Raw genomic sequence first — 19274 nt, 5'->3', positions numbered from 1 at the left:
TAAATGATTTATTTAAAATAAATTATTTAGAAATTAAATAACGATTTTAAATAGATAAAAAGAAACCGAGGGATTACCTCGGTTTCTTTTATATCGTTATTGACGTTTATTTTTCAACAAATGCACGTTCAATAACATAATCACCCATTACGCCCATACGAGGAGATTCAACTAAACCATGTTGGTCAAGTAAAGCAGCCACGTCTTTTAGGAAAGCAGGACTACCACAAAGCATTGCACGGTCAGTTTCACGATTGAAACGAGGTAAACCTATTTTTTCAAATAGTTCACCTGATTCGATTGCCGTTGTTACACGACCTTGAGTGTGGAAAGGCTCACGTGTTACGGTTGGGTAATAAACAAGCTTATCTTTAATTCCTAATTCTTCGAAAAATTCATTGCTTGGAAGTTCATTCAGAATCAAGTCTTGATAAGCAAGTTCAGATACATAACGTGTACCGTGAACCATAATGACCTTTTCAAACTTTTCGTAAGTTTCTGGGTCACGAAGTAAAGAAAGGAATGGTGCTAATCCTGTACCAGAAGATAAAAGATATAAGTTTTTACCTGGTAATAAATCATCGTGTACAAGAGTACCTGTAGGTTTTTTAGAAATAAGGATTTCGTCGCCCACTTGTACTTTTTGTAAGATAGAAGTGAGTGGACCATCTTGTACTTTAATCGAGAAGAATTCGAGTTCTTCTTCATAATTCGCACTCGCAATCGAATAAGCACGCATTAAAGGCTTACCATTCACTTCAAGCCCGATCATCACAAACTGACCATTTTTAAAACGTAAGCTCGTATCGCGTGTCGTTTTAAAACTGAAAAGCGTGTCATTCCAGTGGTGAACATGAGTAATGCGTTCAACGTTAAAAGCAGCCATTAAAGGTCTCGATCACAGTTAAAAGAAACAGGTTGCTATTCTAATCTAAAATCATTCCCTATAAACTGAGTATATTTAATTGTGTTTATAAGAAAAAGTGATGAATAGCTCTGTCGTCATGCCGATCATCGGTTATATGTCTTCTCCTTATCGTGAAAAATTTGGTATTCCAAGGCAGCCAAATTTGGTGCAAGTCGAGTCTTATATAGAGATGGTCGAACCTTATAACGATGTTTTGGCATTTGAGGGAATTGAAGATTTTAGTCATTTATGGTTGTTGTGGCAGTTTCATGATAATAAAAATAATACCAACACATTGAATCAAGAGCCTAAATTTCGTTCACAGGTGCGTCCACCACGCTTGGGCGGAAACCAAAAAGTCGGTGTTTTTGCAACAAGAAGCATGTATCGCCCATCTCCAATCGGTTTATCCGTGGTTCGTTTTGTTCGGGTTGAGAAGCATGGGAAATCGGTTCGTTTATATGTCACAGGCAGTGACTTATTAAATGGGACACCAATTTTAGATATTAAACCCTACATCCAATATTCAGATGCAATTGCGGATTCTGTGAGTGGCTATGCTCAAGATGAACCCATACGCAAAATGGTGATCTGGATGGAAACTGCACAATTACAGCAACAGTATCTTCTAAAGCTTGGAATTTTGAATAAAAAGATATTAGATGAACTTGAACAAGTGTTATCTTTAGACCCTCGACCTGCCTATCAAAATGATATTGAGCGAGTCTATGGTATGTGTTTTGCGGAATTAAATATTCGTTTTACAGTGGATGAAAACAACATCACGGTTATTGCTGTAGAGTCGAATCAATAATCTAAGAAATATAAATTCGCAATGAATTGGGGGAACTGACGGTTATGCAAGCTCAGACAAAATTTGCAAACTTTTCTTTTACGGTTGATGTGACTTGGTGTTTAGAACAATTATTAAAAGATGGTCGTATTACAGAACGAGATAAGTTGTTAATTCAAACAACACATCGTCAAAAAGATCAGTTGAAATGGCATCCGTTGCAGTGGGTTGGTCATTTCAATTTAAAAGATCAATTGAATCTTGCTTCGACCTTAACTGTAAATCGTTTATGCCAATGGTTGGCTGAGAAAGCTGAAGTCCCATTATTTGTCATCGACCCTTTAAAAGCAGATGTGACGGCATTGACCAGTGTGATGTCGCAGGAATTTGCGGTCAGAAACCGTATATTGGCTGTTGAAGTTAGTGTTGACCGTATTTTGATTGGTACGGATCAGCCATTTATCACAGAGTGGCAAAATAACTTAGAACGTAGTTTAGCACCTAAAAAGATTGAAAGAGTTTTATTAAATCCTGAGCAATTACAACGCTATTTAGCCGAATATTATCAAGTCAGCCGTGCAGTAAGCTCATCGCAAAATGCGAGTGTATATGATCGTGAAAATAAGGGCGTTGAAGCCTTATTACAATTAGGTGATACACAAAATCCTGATGCGAATGATCAGCATATTGTAAAACTGGTGGATTGGGTGTTGCAATTTGCCTTTGAACAAGGCGCGAGTGATATTCATTTAGAGCCTCGTAAAGACAAGGGTAAGGTGCGTTTCCGTATTGATGGTGTGTTACATACTATTTATAACATGCCAGCCAATACTCTTACGGCGGTGATTTCCCGTATTAAAATCTTAGGTCGTATGAATGTTGCGGAAAAGCGTAAGCCTCAAGATGGACGTTTAAAAACACGTACACCTAAAGGTCAAGAAACAGAATTACGTCTTTCTACACTGCCAACTGCCTTTGGCGAAAAGTTGGTCATGCGTATTTTTGATCCTGAAGTATTAGTGCGTAGTTTTCAGCAATTAGGATTTGAAGGGCACTTATTACAAAGTTGGCAGCAACTGACGCAGCATAGCCACGGTATTATCTTGGTGACGGGGCCAACAGGTTCAGGTAAAACCACAACGCTATATTCGTCTTTAAAGCAATTAGCAACAGAGCAAGTCAATGTCTGTACCATTGAGGATCCGATTGAAATGTTGGAGCCGAGCTTTAACCAGATGCAGGTCAACCCAAATATTGAACTTGGTTTTGCTGATGGTGTACGCGCGCTGATGCGTCAAGATCCTGACATTATTATGGTGGGTGAGATTCGTGATCACGACACCGCAAATATGGCAATTCAGGCTGCTTTAACGGGGCATTTGGTTCTCTCGACTTTACATACCAATGATGCACCTTCGAGTCTTACTCGATTACATGATTTGGGTGTACAGCCCTTTTTGACAGCAGCGACGATTTTAGGTGTTTTAGCGCAACGGTTGGTGCGTCGACTTTGTCCACTTTGTAAGCAAGAAACAGCAATTAACGAACAAGAATGGGGACATCTTACTTTTGATTATATGATGGATATGCCAACCACAATGTATAAGGCTGTAGGATGCGAAGCATGCCGTCATACGGGCTATAAAGGTCGTGTGGGTATCTATGAATTTATGCCTGTCAGCCTAGAGTTAAAATCGATTATTAGTGCGCATGGCACGTTAAATGATTTAAAGGCTCAAGCAAAGAAAGAAGGTGTTGAGCCATTGCGTATTGCGGGTGCGCGTAAAGTCATTGAAGGTGCGACGACGTTAGAAGAGGTACTCCGTGTAGTGCCGTTAAGTTAAAATGATAGATCTTCAGATTCACCTCATCTTCATTTGTTTTAATGACTATATTGAAATAGTGAATTGATGATGAGGGCATGAATATGAATACTTTTTCTAAAGTTGCAGTAATTGCGAGTTTGATTAGTGCAACCACTTTTGCTGTGGCTAATACTGGTGCAGTAAATCAACAAGCCTTAGCACCGTCCATGACGACAGTAAAACAAGCTTTGACTTTAAGAGATGATACGCCCGTTAAACTTAAAGGCTATGTCGTAAAAGCAGTTGGTGATGAAAAATATCAGTTTAGTGATCAAACAGGCATGATCACGGTCGATATTGATGATGATTTATGGCAAGGTAAACCTGTATCAGCGAAAACACCCGTGACGATTATCGGTGAAATTGATATTGACTATAAACCAACCAAACGTGTCGAAGTTGATGTAGATCAAGTACAGTTCTAAGTCGTAATTTTTTACAAAACCACATGAACAACATGTGGTTTTTTACGTGTAGGGTATTTAAAGGTAAACTTGAATGCTCAAATGAGAGGATTATTTTATGCGGATTTTATTGGCGGAAGATGATGTTTCTCAGGCAGAGAGTCTTAAAGACTGGCTAGAAATGGATGGTTATAGTGTTGATTGGGTTGAGCGTGGCGATCATGCGATTTTAGCAGTAGAACAGCACCAGTATGATTGTATCTTGTTAGATCGTGGTTTACCCCATACCTCTGGTGATGAAATCCTTAAAATAGTTCGTCGTCAGAATACCCAAACTCCTGTCATTTTTATTACGGCTAAAGATCATATCCATGACCGAGTTGAAGGTTTGGACTTAGGTGCAAATGATTATTTGGTGAAGCCATTTAACTTAGAAGAATTATCGGCACGAGTTCGTTCACAGTTACGTCAGCATCAAGCACAAGCTGGGCAGTATTTGAGTTTTTCAGATTTACAACTCGATCCACAAGCGAAAACCCTGACCAAAGCAGGGCAGTTGATCAACCTCACTGCCAAAGAGTTTCAGATTTTACATAAACTGATGCAAAAGCCCGATCATATTTTGACAAGAGAACAACTTGAAGAGTCGCTGTATGCGTGGGGCGATGAAATTGAAAGCAATGCGATTGAAGTTTTTATCTATCAAATTCGCAAAAAAATTGGTGGACAATACATCAAAACGATTCGTGGTTTAGGTTATCGAATGCATCAGGAATAACAGCATGAAAGTCGTGTCATTACAGAGCAAATTGGTAAAGACTTCGTTGCTGAGTTCAATCGTTGCAGGTTGTATTGCATTACTTTTATTCGTGCTGATTTCAATATATCAAACCATGCAAGTACAAGATGAAATCATGGATGAGATTTCTGATATGTTGCTGATCGCCGACTTAAGCAAAACATCTGGGCACCAGATAGATGAATTAAGTGATCAGTTTGATATTCGATATCGTTTAAGTAACCAACAACAGATATTAACGCAGTCAGAAAATTTTCAGCTTGATCAATCGTATTACCAGCTCATCTTTAAAACTACTGATCATTATGGCTTGATTTGGCAGGATCATAAATTATGGCGAAGTTATACAACCGATGAGGCAGATTCACAATTGCAAGTCATGCTATTGCAACCATTGGATGAGCGATTTGATGAGTTAATGCATAGTTTTCTGAGCTATTTATTTATCCTATTGATGGTCTGGCTATTACAGTGGATCATTGTACATTTCTTGATTAAGCGTCAATTTAAAGTAATTCATCAACTAGCAGCAAAAATATCAGCAAAAAGTGCAGATGATCTGAGCCCCATTCAATCGAGTGAGGTTGAGCTGAAAGAGTTACAACCGATGCTAGGGCAGCTCAATCATTTATTGCATCGTTTAGATCAATCTTTACAAGCGGAGCAACGCTTTACGGCTGATGCTTCACATGAGCTACGTTCTCCTTTGTCTGCGATTCAAATGCGCTTACAGCTTTTACAGCGTAAATACCCTGAGCATGCAGCAGATTTTACGCAAATGCAGCAAGATGTGAGTCGAGGGATTCAGATACTAGAAAACTTACTTTTATTGGCACGTTTAGACCCAGAGCATGCTGAAAATTTACCCAAAACACAGGTTAATTTGCATGTTGTGCTTGATGAAGCTGTACAGGCTTTGCATTTATTTGCAAATCAAAAGTCGATTCAATTCCATCTACAGTCTATGACAGATGAAAATCACACGATTATTGCCAATCAACAGTTACTCTTTACCTGCATTCGAAATATTGTTGATAATGCAATTCGTTATACGCCAGAACATGGGCATGTGTATATCATCTTAAAGCAGCAACAGGACTTGGAGCTTATCATTGAAAATGAAGGGCATGGGTTAAATGAAGCAGTGTTTGAGCGGCTGGGTGAACGTTTTTATCGTGCTTTAGGTACAAAGACACAAGGTTCAGGTTTAGGGCTGTCGATTTGTACAAAAATCATCGAATTGCATCATGGGGAAATCAAGTTTGCACAATCTCAGTACGGTGGTTTAAGTGTGAGGATTCGACTGGCATTGACTTAATTTGAGAAAATAAAAAAAGCAGTATGCGCTGACATACTGCTATTCCCACGTTTATTATTATGCGGTTGTTATTATATTACTTCGTTAAAATCAGGCGATTATTACGAGTTAGGCGTAGGCGATATTCTTCGCCAGCATGCATAATGCGGATTTCACGACCTAAAGCAAAAAGGTTGTTGGAATGCAGCATTGGTAACGATTGAGCTGCGTCTGTACTACGAGTAAATAAGTTAAATGGTGCGTTCATTTGTTATGCTCCGTGGTGTGTTTTTTAATGTTTTAAATGATAATCATTATCGAATAGGCCTGTCAACGTAAATTTTAAGAATTTACAAAATCATTTATTAATTTTGTTTTTGTCATGTGAATTAGTTGGCAAATTACTTAGAATTGTTATGAAAAGATGTGGGATTTTAGACTGTTATGGCAAAAGCTATAGTTGATGTTGCAATCGCAATTTTATTACACAAGTCCAAAGTATTGGTGGGTTGGCGACAAGCAAATCAACATCAAGGCAATAAACATGAATTTCCAGGGGGGAAAGTTGAGCAGGGTGAAACACCTGAACAAGCCTGCCGTAGAGAAATTTATGAAGAAGTTGGTATTGGTCTAAAAGATTGGCACATGTTTGACATGATTCAGCATGAATATGATGACATCATTGTCAATTTGCATTTATTTCATGCCTATGTGCCTGATGAATTGCTTAATCAAATTCATCAACCTTGGGCTTGGTATCATCGTGATCAACTCGCTAGCTTAAATTTTCCTAAGGCGAATGCTGTGATTTTGCAACGTTTAATCTGGTCTCATTTGATCAAGATTAATGATCAAATTGATGCTTTACCTCAAAGTAATGCCCAATTGTATTGGCGTATGCAAACAGGTGAAATCGAGAAAATTGAACAGCAGTTGAGGACTTTAAATGATGCTCAGCGACAAAAATTGATACTCAATATTGATCTTTGGCGAGAGCTGAATACAGCATTACAAGCCAAAATTGATACGATTCATCTTAAACAGTCCCAATTGATGGGGTTGAACAAAGGTGAGTTAGTCATCGGGAAACGTTTTATTGCAGCATGCCATGATGCGGTTTCACTACAACATGCACATCATATTGGCTGTGATGCGGTATTTTTAAGCCCTGTCAATGCGACTGAAACGCATCCTAATGCAAAAGTTTTAGGATGGGATGATTTTGCTGAGTTAGCAAAGGATAGTGATATTCCAGTCTTTGCTTTAGGTGGTGTTGCACCTGAAAATTTAGAACAAGCCCAAAAACATCATGCTTATGGGCTTGCAGGAATCCGTCAATTTAGTTCAATTGATTGATTTAGTTTTACAGTGCCTGAATGGCTTTTTTAGCTTCTTGGGCTTTTACTGGATGATTACGAGCTTCGCTTGCACGCATTACAATTAACCAAAGCTGTTTTTTCATCGAGTTGCTTTGTGCATAGCTTAAACCACGGCGTGCTAACGCTTCCGCATTTGCATATTGTTTGCGTTGGTCTGCAATCAATGCTAAATACAAGTAAGTTTCTGTGGCTTGTGGAGCAATACGTTGAGCTTGAAGCGCATAACGTTCTGCTTCCGCAAGCTGTTGTTGCTTATAAGCAACTTGGGTTTTTTGCATCAACGTTCTAAAAGCAGGAAGTTGGCTGCCATCATTGAACTTTTGCTGAACTTTTTGTTCAGGCACAACCACTTGTACGTTTTGACGCTTTATTTCTTTCTGCTCATACGGCGTAATTTTTACATTCGACGCTGGTGGTGCAGTTTTCTTTTTCTGCGTGTTCGTCGTAGTTGGTGGCTCACCTAATTTGATGACCACTTTTTTATTTTTTGGCGGAGGAGCAGAAGTACAACCTACGAGCAGCAATACCCCAACTACCATCGTTACTTTCTTAATCATGTCCAATCATCCTTGTAACTTAATTTTCACCGCTATAACTACCGCTGGAAATTACGCGTGTTGGGTTATGATTAGATAAATCTGCATCCATTTGGTTTTCACTTTCTCTAATATAATTGGTGTTACCATCATTGTTGCTGTCGTTTGGCATATCTTCCGCTGATGGGATATTGGTAGGCTCAACCCCATAATGTGATTGACCACATGTTGTCACACGACGAGGTACAGTTTGTCGAAGTAGAGGGATGTACATCGCGCCATCACAACCTTGAGCAGATAGATCACCAGTTGCACTGTCAATCCATTGCCATTCCACATTGTCTGTTTGACGCAGATTAACAGGTTGTTGGCGTAGTTGTTTCATCACATTGGTCCATACAGGTAATGCACCCGAAGAACCTGTTAGCCCAGTCACTTTGTTGTCATCGAGACCTAACCACACAACGGCGACATGATTACCTGAGTAACCAGCAAACCATGAGTCACGTGTATCGTTAGTTGTGCCTGATTTACCTGCCAAATTCAAATTTTCAGGTAAGCTGTCATAAGCTGATCGTCCAGTACCTGAACGCATAACTTGTTGCAAACCATAATTTAAAATATAGGCAGCAGCAGGATCAATCGTTTGTTGAACATTTAAGCTATAACGTTCAAGCAAATGTCCTTTTGCATCAACAACAGTACGAATAGAACGAGGAGGATACTTGAAACCACCTGTTGCAAAGTTGCCATATATACCAAGCACTTCCATTGGGGACATATTCACTGCACCCAAATAAATAGATGGATAAGCAGGAATATTTGAACTGACACCAAATTGTTTTAATTTATTGGAAAATGCTGATAAACCAAATTCATTGCCTAGGCGAACAGCAGAAAGGTTGTATGAGTTTGCCAAGGCTTGTTGCATAGGAACAACACCGTGTTCGCCACCACTATAATTTTTTGGTGTCCAGCTCTTATCACCCTCAACAGGAATATTTACCGCACTATCTTCAATCGGGCTTGCCCAAGTATAACGCCCAGACTCAATTGCATTTAAATAAATGATAGGTTTCAATAATGAACCCACTTGGCGTTTAGCATCCAAAGCACGGTTGAAACCTGTAAAATCCTGAGTTGAACCCACAGCAGCAACAAGCTCGCCATTTTCAGGGTGGGCAACCAGTACAGCACCTTGTAAATTTTTCAGGCGCGCTGGATTTGCTTTTGCCAAACGTTCAACAGAATCTTTAAAAGCATTTTGAACTTGAGTTTGTGCAATCGGGTCAAGTGTCGTAAAGATTTTTAAACCTTGATTGGTAATATCACTTTCTTGATATTCTGTGCGTAATTGACGGCGTACGACATCAAGGAAATCTGGGAATTTTGCAGGCCCTAAAGTTGGTTTACTCACGATATTTAAAGGACGTGCGATTTCATCCTGATATTCCGCTTCACTTAAATAGCCCATCACCATCATATTGTTCAGTACAATATCACGGCGTTTTTTTGCAGCTTCAGGATTGCGCCAAGGATTATATAAAGTTGGACCTTGTACTAAGCCAACCAAAAAGGCTTGTTGGGAAATATTTAATTCACTCAGAGGTAAACCAAAATAGAATTGTGAAGCTAAGCCATAACCGTTAATTGAGTAATTGCCATTTTGACCTAAATTTACTTCATTTAAATAGGCTTCTAGAATTTCATCTTTACTGTAATGCAGCTCAATCAACAACGCCATAAGAGCTTCATTGACTTTACGTTTGAGCGTTTTTTCTGGTGAAAGATAGAAATTTTTAACTAACTGTTGGGTTAATGTCGAGCCGCCTTGACGTCTACCGCCTGTTGCATTACTGACTAAGGCACGTGCTGTACCTCGAATAGAAATACCATGATGGTGATAAAAATTTCGGTCTTCTGTTGAAATTAAGGCTTCAATTAGTGTTTTTGGTACTTTATTTAGCTTAATGAGGACACGGTCTTCATTATGTTGTGGATAGATACCACCAATTAATAGGGGTTCTAAACGAGCAATGCCTGTACTAGAGGGTTTAGTGGAACGAATTTCACCGACTTGACCTTGATTGAAAGCAATCTCAAGCACCTGTTCAGGTTCATTACTATCACCATAGTCAAAACCACGTGTATGAACATACATTTGGTTACCTTGAATGATGTAACTTCCTGATTTTTCATAGTTCGCGGTATTTTTATAGCCCAATAATTTTAATTCTTGGACAAAATTTTCTTGAGTAATCGGTGCATTCGCATAGATTTCTAATGGACGAGCAAATACCTTGGCAGGAATATCCCAACGCTGACCTTCAAATTTATTGCGAATAATATTATCCAAACGGATCAGATAGATACTAAAGGCAATAAACACACCAATCACTAAAATTGAAAAAATTAGTGCTAGAAAACCAATACCACGTTCACACTTCATAGACTTGCGTTAAAACCGAAACAATGTGAGTAATGATGCGATAGCTTATTGTCATTTTGCAATCATAAAACTGTGAATAAATAGCAACATGCAATAAAAACTTTCAGAAGGTGTTGATATTAATCGTATAAAAAAACAACGAATAGACATTTTTATACTTTTTAATCAATCATCAACGAAAATTTGATTGTTAATGATATGATAGTCAATAGTCGCGGTGGAGCTGAGTTATTCGTGCAAATTTCACATAAATCCTTTCGAAATATTGGTCTAATTGGGCGACCAGATAAGAATTCTGTAGTAGAAACGTTATGTTTAATTCATGATCATTTGATCACTTTAGGCTTAAATCCCGTTTTTGATCAGGAAACAGCCAAACTTGTACCTTATAGTTATGGTCAGACCGTGAGCCGTAATTTATTAGGTGAAGTAGTCGATTTGGTGATCGTTGTGGGTGGAGACGGTTCTTTACTTCATGCGGCACGTGCTTTAGTCAGATACAATACACCAGTTATTGGGATTAACCGTGGTCGACTCGGATTCTTAACTGATATTAAGCCGGCAGAAGCAATTTTTAAACTGGATCAGGTACTACAAGGTCAATTTCAACTAGATCGACGTTTCTTGCTCGAAATGGAAGTTCGTACCAATAACGAAACCATTTATGATGCAATTGCCCTAAATGATGTGGTGTTACACTCAGGTAAATCGGTTCATATGATCGATTTCGAACTGAGTATTGATGGGCAATATGTCTATCGTCAGCACAGTGATGGTTTAATTGTGTCAACACCAACAGGCTCGACCGCTTATTCGCTTTCGGGTGGTGGACCAATCCTACACCCAAGTATGGATGCGATTGCACTTGTACCAATGCACCCACATACTTTGTCATCTCGTCCAATCGTAGTTGGTGGACAGAGTGAGATTAAGATTACAATTCGTGAAAATCGTGTCTTGCCGATGGTGAGTGCGGATGGACAACATAGTGTTGCATTAAATGTAGGTGATACGGTGCATATTCGTAAACATCCGTTTAAACTAAGCCTACTACATCCACCTGGTTATGATTTTTATATGGCATGTCGTACCAAATTGGGGTGGAATCAAGATTTTGAATCTTTTCAACAGGATGACTCATGAATATTGAACAAATGCTCGCTATTTTAAATCCTGAAATTGTTGAGCGTCTGAAAACTGCTGTTGAAATTGGTAAATGGCCAAACGGTATTGCATTGACTAAAGAACAGCGCGAGATTTGTATGCAAGCCGTGTATGCGTGGGAAATGGAAAATTTACCAAAAGAACAGCGCAGTGGTTATATCGACCGTGGTACGAAAGAAGAAGGTGAAGAGTGTGATGATGATCATCACAAAAATGAGCCTGAGTTTAAGCCGATTCGGTTTGTTTAATTAATTTCTACAAGTAGTATTTAAAGCGATGATTTTAATAAAATCATCGCTTTTTGCTTTCAGAGTTATATCTAATTCAATAAGTTGACAGTTTAAACTAAACATGCAAAAACTAAGATTTGATCATTGGTGATTTAAATATGCCACGCATAGTTACCGTGCCTCTCAGCCCAGAAGAACAAGAACAACTTATTCACCTGACTAAGCATGCAGCACATTGGAGAGAAAGGCAACGCGCACAAACCATATTATGGTTATCCGAAGGTAAAACCGTCGCACAAGTCGCTAAATTTCAAAATCGAATACCAGAAACCATCCGTTTACAACGTCGCAAGTGGGAACTCTATCAGTTTGATTCTATTCACGAAGGCTATCGTTCAGGGCGCCCCAATCTACTTACAGATGAATATCAACAACACATTATAGAGTGGGTCAATAGCAGTCCTTTGAATGCAGAACAAATCCGTGTACGGTTATATGAAGAGTTTGGACTATCTGCAAATATCGTGAGTATTCGTAAATTTCTAAGACAGTCAGGTATGGTCTATAAACGTACTCGACATAGCTTGAAAAAAAAGGGATCAGATCGCATTTGGGCAATCTCAGCTAGAGATTGAATCATTACGCGAACAAGCATCACGAGGTGAAATTGTACTGGGTTATGTTGATGAAACTGGCTTTTCGGCTAGTGCAGACAATCGATATGCTTGGGTAAGGCAAGGAGAGGTTCATCAGGTTGAGGCTGTAAGATCAAAACGTGTAAATGTCATGGGATGCGTGCTGTCTACGGGTCAATTGATCACGAGTTGCTTGCAAGAATCTGTGACTAGTGAATGGTTTTATGCATATTTAACAGGCGTTGCGGAACGAATCAAGCACACTTATGGTATAACGTTAGTATTGATTGTTGATAATGCATCTATTCATCGAAGCAAAAAAATGTCGGCTTGGCGTGAGTTGCTTAAAGATGAATATTCAGCCAGCCTGTATTTTATTCCTGCATACAGCCCTGAGTTAAATCGAATTGAAATGGTATGGCGGCAGATGAAGTATCATTGGCGTGATTTTCAAGTGATGACCACCGATCAAATACAGAATTGGGTTTATCAAATCTCAAGAGAGTTTGGGGGTAAATACATGTTTACTTTCTAATGGAAACTTATCTATTAAAAGAATATTAATAGAGGTTTATATTTGTATTCACAATAGACCTCTTGCGAAAGTATAAAATCGTTTATACTATTTTCTATGAGATATGAAAATTTAACACGATTTAATGATGAAGAATTTAAACGTTTAGTTGGGGTTCTGATCCTAGCCAAAATAATGGACAGCATGTCCCTCTAAAGATAACGTAACTTCAATCTTTGGAGATCCAAGAAATGGCTAAACGTTTTAGTCCGGAATTTAAACAGCAAGCAATTGATCATGCACTTTCAAACTCCCACGAGCCTATAGCTGCAATCGCCCATAAATTAGGTGTGGGTTATTCAACCTTAGATAAATGGATTCGTGAAGCCAATCCAGTAGGTTCAAGCAAACGTCAACTTTCTCCTGAACAACAGCGGATCTTGGAATTAGAAAAAGAAGTCAAACAGCTCAAGGAAGCCAATGACATCTTAAAAAAAGCGCATGTGTACTTTCTGACAGATCATGCCAAGAAAAGTACACGGTAATTCAAGATATGGATATAAATGAAGTCACTGTGTCTTCTGTCTGTAAATGCCTAGATGTCAGCACTTCAGGCTATTATGCCTGGCGAAAACGCCAGACCAATACAGCGCAGAAATACAATGATTTAAAAGTTGTATATTGGCAGCATCATGCGCGCTTGGGTGCACCGTCATTGGTACATGACATGCGTGATTTAGGTTATCGCATGAGCGAACGTACCGTTGGAAGGATGCTAAAAAAGCTTGGTTTACGTAGTAGGATTGCACGTAAATACAAGCATACGACTGATTCAAACCATCGTTTGTCTACAGCATCAAATTTGTTGGATCGCCAATTTACAGTTACTCAGCCTAATAAAGTTTGGACAACGGATATTACCTATATCCGAACTAAAGAAGGCTGGCTGTATTTATGTGTGATGCTAGATCTATTCAGCCGTCGTATTGTGGGTTGGCAAACCAGCCATCGAATAGACCGCCAATTGGTGTGTGATGCGTTTAATTATGCAATGGCTCGTCAGGGTTATCCAACGGGTGTCATGGTGCATTCGGATCAAGGTAGTCAGTACTGTAGTCGTGATTTTAGGGCGCTATTATTGACGAATAACTGTATTCAAAGCATGTCTAGACGAGGAAACTGTTGGGACAATGCAGTGACCGAAAGCTTCTTCCATACCCTGAAGGGGCATGTAGTACATGGCAGTGTATTTTCTACGAGAAAAGAGGCAAATGCTATCTTGTTTGAGTATATTGAAGTTTACTACAATCGAATCAGAAGGCATTCTGCAAATGGCTGGTTAAGTCCAGAAGCCTTTGAACAGAAATATTTCAAGAATTTAGAGGGATCGGTTGTCCACGATACTGTCTAGGATCACTCTTAATAGAATGCAGTGAAAAACAGAAAATATCGATTAGAATCGACTTTCCCAAAGCGCTTTCGCTTTATTCATCGCTTCCTCGTAACTTTCTACAGCACCCATCGTGTATAAAGCAATTCCCATCGTTTCAGTCACAGCCATTTCACCATATTCGTGAGATTGTTCGCCCAACCAAACAGCTTTAAATACTGCAAGATCTAGTTCTTCTTCGATTGGACTACGGTCAGGTGTTAACTTTGGTAGTTCGTGTTCGTACAACTCACCATTTTTAATGCCACAAATTAAAGTCTTGGCATCAGGATTACGTTCAAACTCACCACCTTCACCTTTAATTACCGCACTATTTTGATAGCCCAATCGAAAAGCTGTTTGTTGATGAGAAGTACGGTAAGCAGGGTGGAAAATTGCTTGTAAGGTCGCTTTCGCATTAAATGGATTAATCAAACGAGCAAGGGTATGAATTGGAGAACGTAAACCCATCACATTGCGGAGTGAAATCAATTCACTCAGAATTGGTGAAATGGCTTCAAGCGGAAGAAATGCAAAATTATGTTGATCAAGTTGTTCACGAACATCTTGCTCATTTTTACAAATAGAATAGCCTAAGTATTGAAGCACTTGTTCGGTATAGACACGGTTAATCGTATGACCCGATGCGCCATGCATCACAATTCTATAGCCATGATGCGCTAGTGTTAATGCCGCCAATAAGAACCAAGGATAATGTTTACGTTTGCCTGCATAAGATGACCAATCAAGATCGACATCAAGTGGCTGAAAATTGAGTTGATCACGTGTGGCTTGAACAAAACCAGCCAATTCATCGACAGATTCTTCCTTAACACGTAAAAGCATTAAGAATGCACCCAACTGAACATCCAAAACTTCATCTTTTAAAATCATGCTAAATGCTTGATAGGCTTCTTCATAACTGAGCGAACGAGAACCTGTTTTCCCTTTACCCAAGATACGAACATACTGAGCAAAGGGGTGTTCTACAGTTTTATAGATATTTCGTTTTGTATTCATGATCGTATGAGAAGTCTTCGCCAACAATAAAAGCAATATGACATAAAAGTGACTTATTTAGCGTAAAAAATATGAGGAGCTGTCTAATCAATAAACAATTAGCGTTTGCTTATGCAGAGTGCAAATAAAATTATTGACCGAATCAGTCTAGTGATTTGATGTAAACGGAACATGACATCCAATCTAAAAATCATTAGCATGGCTGCAAATCGAATTTTTAAAAACAATGAAAGCGAAAGGAAATAATGATGTTAGCTTACGATGCAGATTTGGAACTCTTCCGTGATAACTTTAAACGTTTTATGAGCGAGCAAATTGCACCTCATTATGATCAGTGGGAACGCGAAGGCATTATGCCACGTTCAGTTTGGTCTTCATTGGGTGAAAATGGCTTTCTCTGTGTAGATGTACCAGAAGAATATGGTGGTTATGGTGTACCAACCCATTATTCATTAATGTTAGTTGAAGAATCTGCACGTGCTGGTTATTGCGCATTATCAACAGCGATTTCTTGTCATTCTGAAATTGCGGCACCGTATATTCAACATATCGGAACTGAAGAACAAAAGCAGTACTGGTTACCAAAAATGGTTTCTGGCGAAGTTGTTGGTGCGATTGGTATGACTGAGCCAGGTGCTGGTTCTGATTTACAGGCAATGCGTACTAATGCAATTTTGCAAGATGATCATTATGTGTTAAACGGTTCAAAAACCTTTATTTCAAATGGTCAACATGCGGATGTTGTCGTTCTAGCAGTTAAAACTGATCCTCAAGCACGTGCAAAAGGTGTGTCTTTGATGTTAGTTGACACACATTTGGATGGTTTCAAGAAGGGAACTAACCTCGATAAGATTGGCCTACATTCACAAGATACATCTGAATTGTTCTTTGATAATGTTAAAGTACCTAAAGACCAATTATTGGGGAATGCGGGTTCTGGCTTTGCTTATTTAATGCAAGAATTACCGCGTGAACGTACTGCAATTGCTTCAACTGCTCTAGGTGCAATCCGTGGTGCAATTGATTTAGCAACTGCTTATGTAAAAGAACGCCAAGCATTTGGTCAAGCAATTGCTCAATTTCAAAATACACGTTTTGTATTGGCTCAAGCAAAAATTGATGAATTAGCAACAGCAGCTTTTTATAACCAAAACGTTGCTTTGTATAATGAAGGTAAGTTGGATGTAGAAACCGCAGCGGCATTAAAGAGCTTTAGTACCGATATGCAAATGAAAGTATCGGATAATTTACTTCAATTATTCGGTGGTTATGGTTATATGACTGAATATCCGATCTCACGTTTCTTTGTTGATGCGCGTATCCAACGTATTTATGGTGGAACGAATGAAATTATGAAAGAAATTGTTGCACGTGGATTGATTGGTAAAGCTTAAGCACAAAAAACATCTCTATTTAGCAAATGATTTTCAGACTGAATCAAGAAATTTGATTCAGTCTTTTTATTTGTAGTGATGTTTTTAAGATCAAGGGGTGACTGGCTCATCAAATAATGCGGAACAACTTTTATGATCTATACAACCTGCCAACATAATCGCTTTGGGTAAACTGGCATAGAGATTAGTTAAATGCTGCTCTGCTGGATGTTGAAACTTCCAAAATAAAAATTTTTCTGAACGTTGTTTCTTAAAATTTTGATAAAAATCATACTGCATTTGTGTTGAGTCTTCATTTGATTGCGTTTCTTTACGTCGCTCATGTGTCCCAACTGTTGCCATAAGCATTGTATTTTGCATTTTATTGGCTTTGTTATTTAACCAATCTGCCTGCCGATTGAGCAATGCATAATTATCAAACCAAAGCGAAGGACTAGCGGCGATATAACGCTGAAAAGTTTCTGGATGTGTCATAAAGGTATGCAAAACGAATAGCCCACCAAAAGAATGACCAAATAAGCTTTGTTGCCGTGTATTGATTTGAATTTTGGTCTGAATGGCAGGCTTGAGTTCTTTCTCTATAAATTGAATAAATTGGTCTGCACCACCATAACTGTACTTGGCTTGTTTTTGAAATTCGGCTGATGCTTTAGGCGTGTAGTCTAAAGCTCGCTTTTCTACGTCAAAAGTACTTTGTTTTGGATATCCAATCGCCACAATGGCGACAGGACTTAAGCCAAGACGATTGGCACCGCCACCTAGTGACTTAGTAATATTGGCAGCGCTATCAAATGTGGCATTACCATCGAGTACATAAAGCACTGGGAAACCTTCACTTGGAACTTCGCCAGCAGGAACAAAGGTCTGAATCAAATAATCATGTTGGGTATATTTTGAGCTTATTTCAAAGCTTTGCTGAATATTGGTTTGTGCTTTTAACGGCGGCTTGTTTGTACTGGTACTCGTTGGTTGTGCAAAAGACAATGGTGTGCCAATGAGCAGAGAAAAAGTCAAAATACCAAATTGTTTAATCATGATTTATTCGGAAGCATTAAAATTTTATTAGCAATATATAATGAAAATCATTATCAATAAAGTTTGGTAATAAAAAGAGTTAAAACTCAGCGTGTTTAATAGCTTAAAGTGTTGTTATACTAGCTCGGATAATCAATTCACAGATGAATTGTAATCCATTCTTATAGATGATTTTGCTGAGGCTGCATTCAATGGTAAACGATGGACAAAACACATCGACTTCACTTAATTTAGAACAAATTCGCGATGATATTGATAGTGTTGATCAACAAATTCAAGAATTATTAAACCGTCGAGCTTCTTTAGCTGAAGCTGTAGCGAAGGCTAAGTTTGCAGCTGAAGACAATCCATTATTTTATCGCCCTGAACGCGAAGCTCAAGTATTGCGTAAAGTCATGGAGCGCAATCAAGGTCCTTTATCTGATGCAACCATGGCACGTTTATTTCGTGAGATTATGTCAGCATGTTTGGCACTTGAAGCACCACAAAGCATTGCATTCCTCGGACCTGAAGGCACTTATACCCATTCAGCTGTGTTAAAGCATTTTGGTAAAGATGCCGTTGTACGTCCATTGCCAACTATTGATGAAGTGTTCCGTGAAGTTGAAGCAGGCAGCGCACATTATGGTGTCGTTCCCGTAGAGAATTCATCAGAAGGGATTGTGAACCATACCCTCGATTGCTTTAAATCATCGACAGTGAATGTGATTGGTGAAGTTGAACTGCGTATTCATCATCAATTCCTTGTATCTGAAAATACACGTAAAGACAGCATTAAGCAGATTTATGCACATCAGCAAACCTTGGCACAATGCCGTAAATGGTTAGATGCTCATTATCCAGGGGTTGAGCGTGTCGCGTTGAATTCAAATGCAGAAGCGGCGCGCCGTATTCGTAATGAATGGCATTCTGCTGCGATTGCATCTGATATTGCAGCAAGCATGTACAATCTTGAGATTTTACACAGCAATATCGAAGATAATCCTGAAAATACCACTCGTTTCCTTGTGATTGGTCGTGAGAAGATTCCTCAAAGTGGTAATGATAAAACCTCTCTGTTGATCTCTGCCCATGACCGTGCAGGTGCTTTGTTGGAGATTCTTGCGCCATTTGCCAAGCATAAAATCAGTTTGACCAGTATTGAAACACGTCCAGCCTTACCTGAAAAATGGGCTTATGTGTTCTTTATCGATTTAGAAGGACATATCGGTCAGGAAAATGTTGCGGCGGCATTGGAAGAAATCCGTCCAATGGTGAAAGAGTTACGTGTCCTCGGCTCATATCCAATCGCTGTTTTATAGGTCTATTTATTGTATTTTGAATCCCTCCCAGCCTCCCTTTAAAAAGGGAGGAGTTTCCCCTCTTTTTAAAGAGCTTACGAAGCGGGGTGCTTCTCAGGGGAGATTTTTACATAGGCAAATATG

General features: G+C 39.0%; 19 protein-coding genes. 13 read left to right on the top strand and 6 right to left on the bottom strand.

Annotation, left to right across the window (positions count from 1 at the left end; all coding sequences use genetic code 11):
- Positions 1-106: 106 nt before the first annotated feature.
- A complete protein-coding gene (locus O1449_RS08540) occupies positions 107-886 on the bottom strand; it encodes a ferredoxin--NADP reductase (RefSeq protein ID WP_241336150.1) in 780 nt (259 codons plus the stop codon).
- A 100-nt stretch (positions 887-986) separates the two neighbouring features.
- Between O1449_RS08540 and tsaA the strand changes: the two genes are divergently transcribed.
- The 5 genes from tsaA (at position 987) to O1449_RS08515 (ending at position 6086) form a co-directional block, all read left to right on the top strand.
- The gene (gene tsaA / locus O1449_RS08535) at positions 987-1721 is read left to right on the top strand and encodes a tRNA (N6-threonylcarbamoyladenosine(37)-N6)-methyltransferase TrmO (RefSeq protein ID WP_269238052.1); all 735 of its coding nucleotides are present in this window, start codon (positions 987-989) and stop codon (positions 1719-1721) included.
- Between the two features lie 44 nt (positions 1722-1765).
- A complete protein-coding gene (locus O1449_RS08530; RefSeq protein WP_269238051.1) occupies positions 1766-3544 on the top strand; it encodes a GspE/PulE family protein in 1779 nt (592 codons plus the stop codon).
- An 83-nt stretch (positions 3545-3627) separates the two neighbouring features.
- A complete protein-coding gene (locus tag O1449_RS08525; RefSeq protein ID WP_269239686.1) occupies positions 3628-3990 on the top strand; it encodes a NirD/YgiW/YdeI family stress tolerance protein in 363 nt (120 codons plus the stop codon).
- A 97-nt stretch (positions 3991-4087) separates the two neighbouring features.
- Entirely contained in the window at positions 4088-4747 is a 660-nt protein-coding gene (locus tag O1449_RS08520; RefSeq protein WP_269230235.1) for a response regulator transcription factor, read from the top strand.
- Between the two features lie 4 nt (positions 4748-4751).
- Positions 4752-6086, top strand: coding sequence for a sensor histidine kinase (locus O1449_RS08515; RefSeq protein WP_269230236.1), 1335 nt, complete (start codon positions 4752-4754; stop codon positions 6084-6086).
- A gap of 76 nt (positions 6087-6162) precedes the next feature.
- Here O1449_RS08515 and hemP read toward each other — a convergent pair whose 3' ends face one another.
- The gene (gene hemP / locus O1449_RS08510) at positions 6163-6333 is read right to left on the bottom strand and encodes a hemin uptake protein HemP (protein ID WP_004661888.1); all 171 of its coding nucleotides are present in this window, start codon (positions 6331-6333) and stop codon (positions 6163-6165) included.
- Between the two features lie 176 nt (positions 6334-6509).
- Between hemP and O1449_RS08505 the strand changes: the two genes are divergently transcribed.
- Positions 6510-7421, top strand: coding sequence for a thiamine phosphate synthase (locus O1449_RS08505; protein ID WP_269238050.1), 912 nt, complete (start codon positions 6510-6512; stop codon positions 7419-7421).
- Positions 7422-7428: 7 nt separating this feature from the next.
- Here the strand turns inward: O1449_RS08505 and O1449_RS08500 are convergent, their stop codons facing one another.
- Positions 7429-8001, bottom strand: coding sequence for a tetratricopeptide repeat protein (locus O1449_RS08500; RefSeq protein WP_269230238.1), 573 nt, complete (start codon positions 7999-8001; stop codon positions 7429-7431).
- A 19-nt stretch (positions 8002-8020) separates the two neighbouring features.
- Complete coding sequence (mrcB, locus tag O1449_RS08495; protein ID WP_269238049.1) at positions 8021-10429, bottom strand: penicillin-binding protein 1B; 2409 nt, start codon at positions 10427-10429, stop codon at positions 8021-8023.
- Between the two features lie 234 nt (positions 10430-10663).
- Between mrcB and O1449_RS08490 the strand changes: the two genes are divergently transcribed.
- From O1449_RS08490 to O1449_RS08470, 5 genes are all read left to right on the top strand, one after another.
- The gene (locus O1449_RS08490; protein WP_034601775.1) at positions 10664-11572 is read left to right on the top strand and encodes an NAD(+) kinase; all 909 of its coding nucleotides are present in this window, start codon (positions 10664-10666) and stop codon (positions 11570-11572) included.
- Positions 11569-11841, top strand: a complete 273-nt coding sequence (locus tag O1449_RS08485) for a YeaC family protein (protein ID WP_005159772.1) — start codon at positions 11569-11571, stop codon at positions 11839-11841. Before O1449_RS08490 ends, O1449_RS08485 begins: the two co-directional genes overlap by 4 nt.
- A gap of 140 nt (positions 11842-11981) precedes the next feature.
- On the top strand, positions 11982-12458 hold the full coding sequence (locus O1449_RS08480; protein WP_269238048.1) for a helix-turn-helix domain-containing protein: 477 nt from the start codon (positions 11982-11984) through the stop codon (positions 12456-12458).
- A complete protein-coding gene (locus O1449_RS08475) occupies positions 12427-12993 on the top strand; it encodes an IS630 family transposase (protein WP_331276187.1) in 567 nt (188 codons plus the stop codon). The genes O1449_RS08480 and O1449_RS08475 overlap by 32 nt, the downstream gene beginning before the upstream one ends.
- Before the next feature lie 230 nt (positions 12994-13223).
- Positions 13224-14383, top strand: a protein-coding gene (locus tag O1449_RS08470; protein ID WP_269238047.1) for an IS3 family transposase whose coding sequence is annotated in 2 segments (ribosomal slippage) — positions 13224-13458 and positions 13458-14383 — 1161 coding nt in all. Because the reading frame shifts where the segments join, the coding sequence is not laid out codon by codon here.
- A 42-nt stretch (positions 14384-14425) separates the two neighbouring features.
- Here O1449_RS08470 and O1449_RS08465 read toward each other — a convergent pair.
- Positions 14426-15421, bottom strand: coding sequence for a glycosyl transferase family protein (locus O1449_RS08465; protein ID WP_269238046.1), 996 nt, complete (start codon positions 15419-15421; stop codon positions 14426-14428).
- Between the two features lie 248 nt (positions 15422-15669).
- Here O1449_RS08465 and O1449_RS08460 point away from each other — a divergent pair, with 248 nt between their 5' ends.
- Positions 15670-16815 (top strand): acyl-CoA dehydrogenase family protein, encoded by a 1146-nt coding sequence (locus O1449_RS08460; protein WP_269239684.1) that lies wholly within the window; start codon positions 15670-15672, stop codon positions 16813-16815.
- 90 nt (positions 16816-16905) lie between these two features.
- On the opposite strand, the gene O1449_RS08455 is transcribed toward O1449_RS08460, so the two are convergent.
- Positions 16906-17850, bottom strand: a complete 945-nt coding sequence (locus tag O1449_RS08455; protein WP_269238045.1) for an alpha/beta hydrolase — start codon at positions 17848-17850, stop codon at positions 16906-16908.
- Between the two features lie 191 nt (positions 17851-18041).
- Between O1449_RS08455 and pheA the strand changes: the two genes are divergently transcribed.
- The gene (gene pheA, locus O1449_RS08450) at positions 18042-19151 is read left to right on the top strand and encodes a prephenate dehydratase (protein ID WP_269230244.1); all 1110 of its coding nucleotides are present in this window, start codon (positions 18042-18044) and stop codon (positions 19149-19151) included.
- Positions 19152-19274: the final 123 nt, after the last annotated feature.

The sequence above is a fragment of the Acinetobacter sp. TR3 genome, from assembly GCF_027105055.1.
Taxonomy (GTDB): Bacteria; Pseudomonadota; Gammaproteobacteria; order Pseudomonadales; family Moraxellaceae; genus Acinetobacter.
This window is presented reverse-complemented; position numbering and strand designations above follow the sequence as displayed.

Bases quoted from the DNA above. Each gene is read 5' to 3' on its own strand.
- O1449_RS08540 (WP_241336150.1), bottom strand. From the start codon at position 886: ATGGCTGCTTTTAACGTTGAACGCATTACTCATGTTCACCACTGGAAT.
- tsaA (WP_269238052.1), top strand. From the start codon at position 987: ATGAATAGCTCTGTCGTCATGCCGATCATCGGTTATATGTCTTCTCCT.
- O1449_RS08530 (WP_269238051.1), top strand. From the start codon at position 1,766: ATGCAAGCTCAGACAAAATTTGCAAACTTTTCTTTTACGGTTGATGTG.
- O1449_RS08525 (WP_269239686.1), top strand. From the start codon at position 3,628: ATGAATACTTTTTCTAAAGTTGCAGTAATTGCGAGTTTGATTAGTGCA.
- O1449_RS08520 (WP_269230235.1), top strand. From the start codon at position 4,088: ATGCGGATTTTATTGGCGGAAGATGATGTTTCTCAGGCAGAGAGTCTT.
- O1449_RS08515 (WP_269230236.1), top strand. From the start codon at position 4,752: ATGAAAGTCGTGTCATTACAGAGCAAATTGGTAAAGACTTCGTTGCTG.
- hemP (WP_004661888.1), bottom strand. From the start codon at position 6,333: ATGAACGCACCATTTAACTTATTTACTCGTAGTACAGACGCAGCTCAA.
- O1449_RS08505 (WP_269238050.1), top strand. From the start codon at position 6,510: ATGGCAAAAGCTATAGTTGATGTTGCAATCGCAATTTTATTACACAAG.
- O1449_RS08500 (WP_269230238.1), bottom strand. From the start codon at position 8,001: ATGATTAAGAAAGTAACGATGGTAGTTGGGGTATTGCTGCTCGTAGGT.
- mrcB (WP_269238049.1), bottom strand. From the start codon at position 10,429: ATGAAGTGTGAACGTGGTATTGGTTTTCTAGCACTAATTTTTTCAATT.
- O1449_RS08485 (WP_005159772.1), top strand. From the start codon at position 11,569: ATGAATATTGAACAAATGCTCGCTATTTTAAATCCTGAAATTGTTGAG.
- O1449_RS08480 (WP_269238048.1), top strand. From the start codon at position 11,982: ATGCCACGCATAGTTACCGTGCCTCTCAGCCCAGAAGAACAAGAACAA.
- O1449_RS08465 (WP_269238046.1), bottom strand. From the start codon at position 15,421: ATGAATACAAAACGAAATATCTATAAAACTGTAGAACACCCCTTTGCT.
- O1449_RS08460 (WP_269239684.1), top strand. From the start codon at position 15,670: ATGTTAGCTTACGATGCAGATTTGGAACTCTTCCGTGATAACTTTAAA.
- O1449_RS08455 (WP_269238045.1), bottom strand. From the start codon at position 17,850: ATGATTAAACAATTTGGTATTTTGACTTTTTCTCTGCTCATTGGCACA.
- pheA (WP_269230244.1), top strand. From the start codon at position 18,042: ATGGTAAACGATGGACAAAACACATCGACTTCACTTAATTTAGAACAA.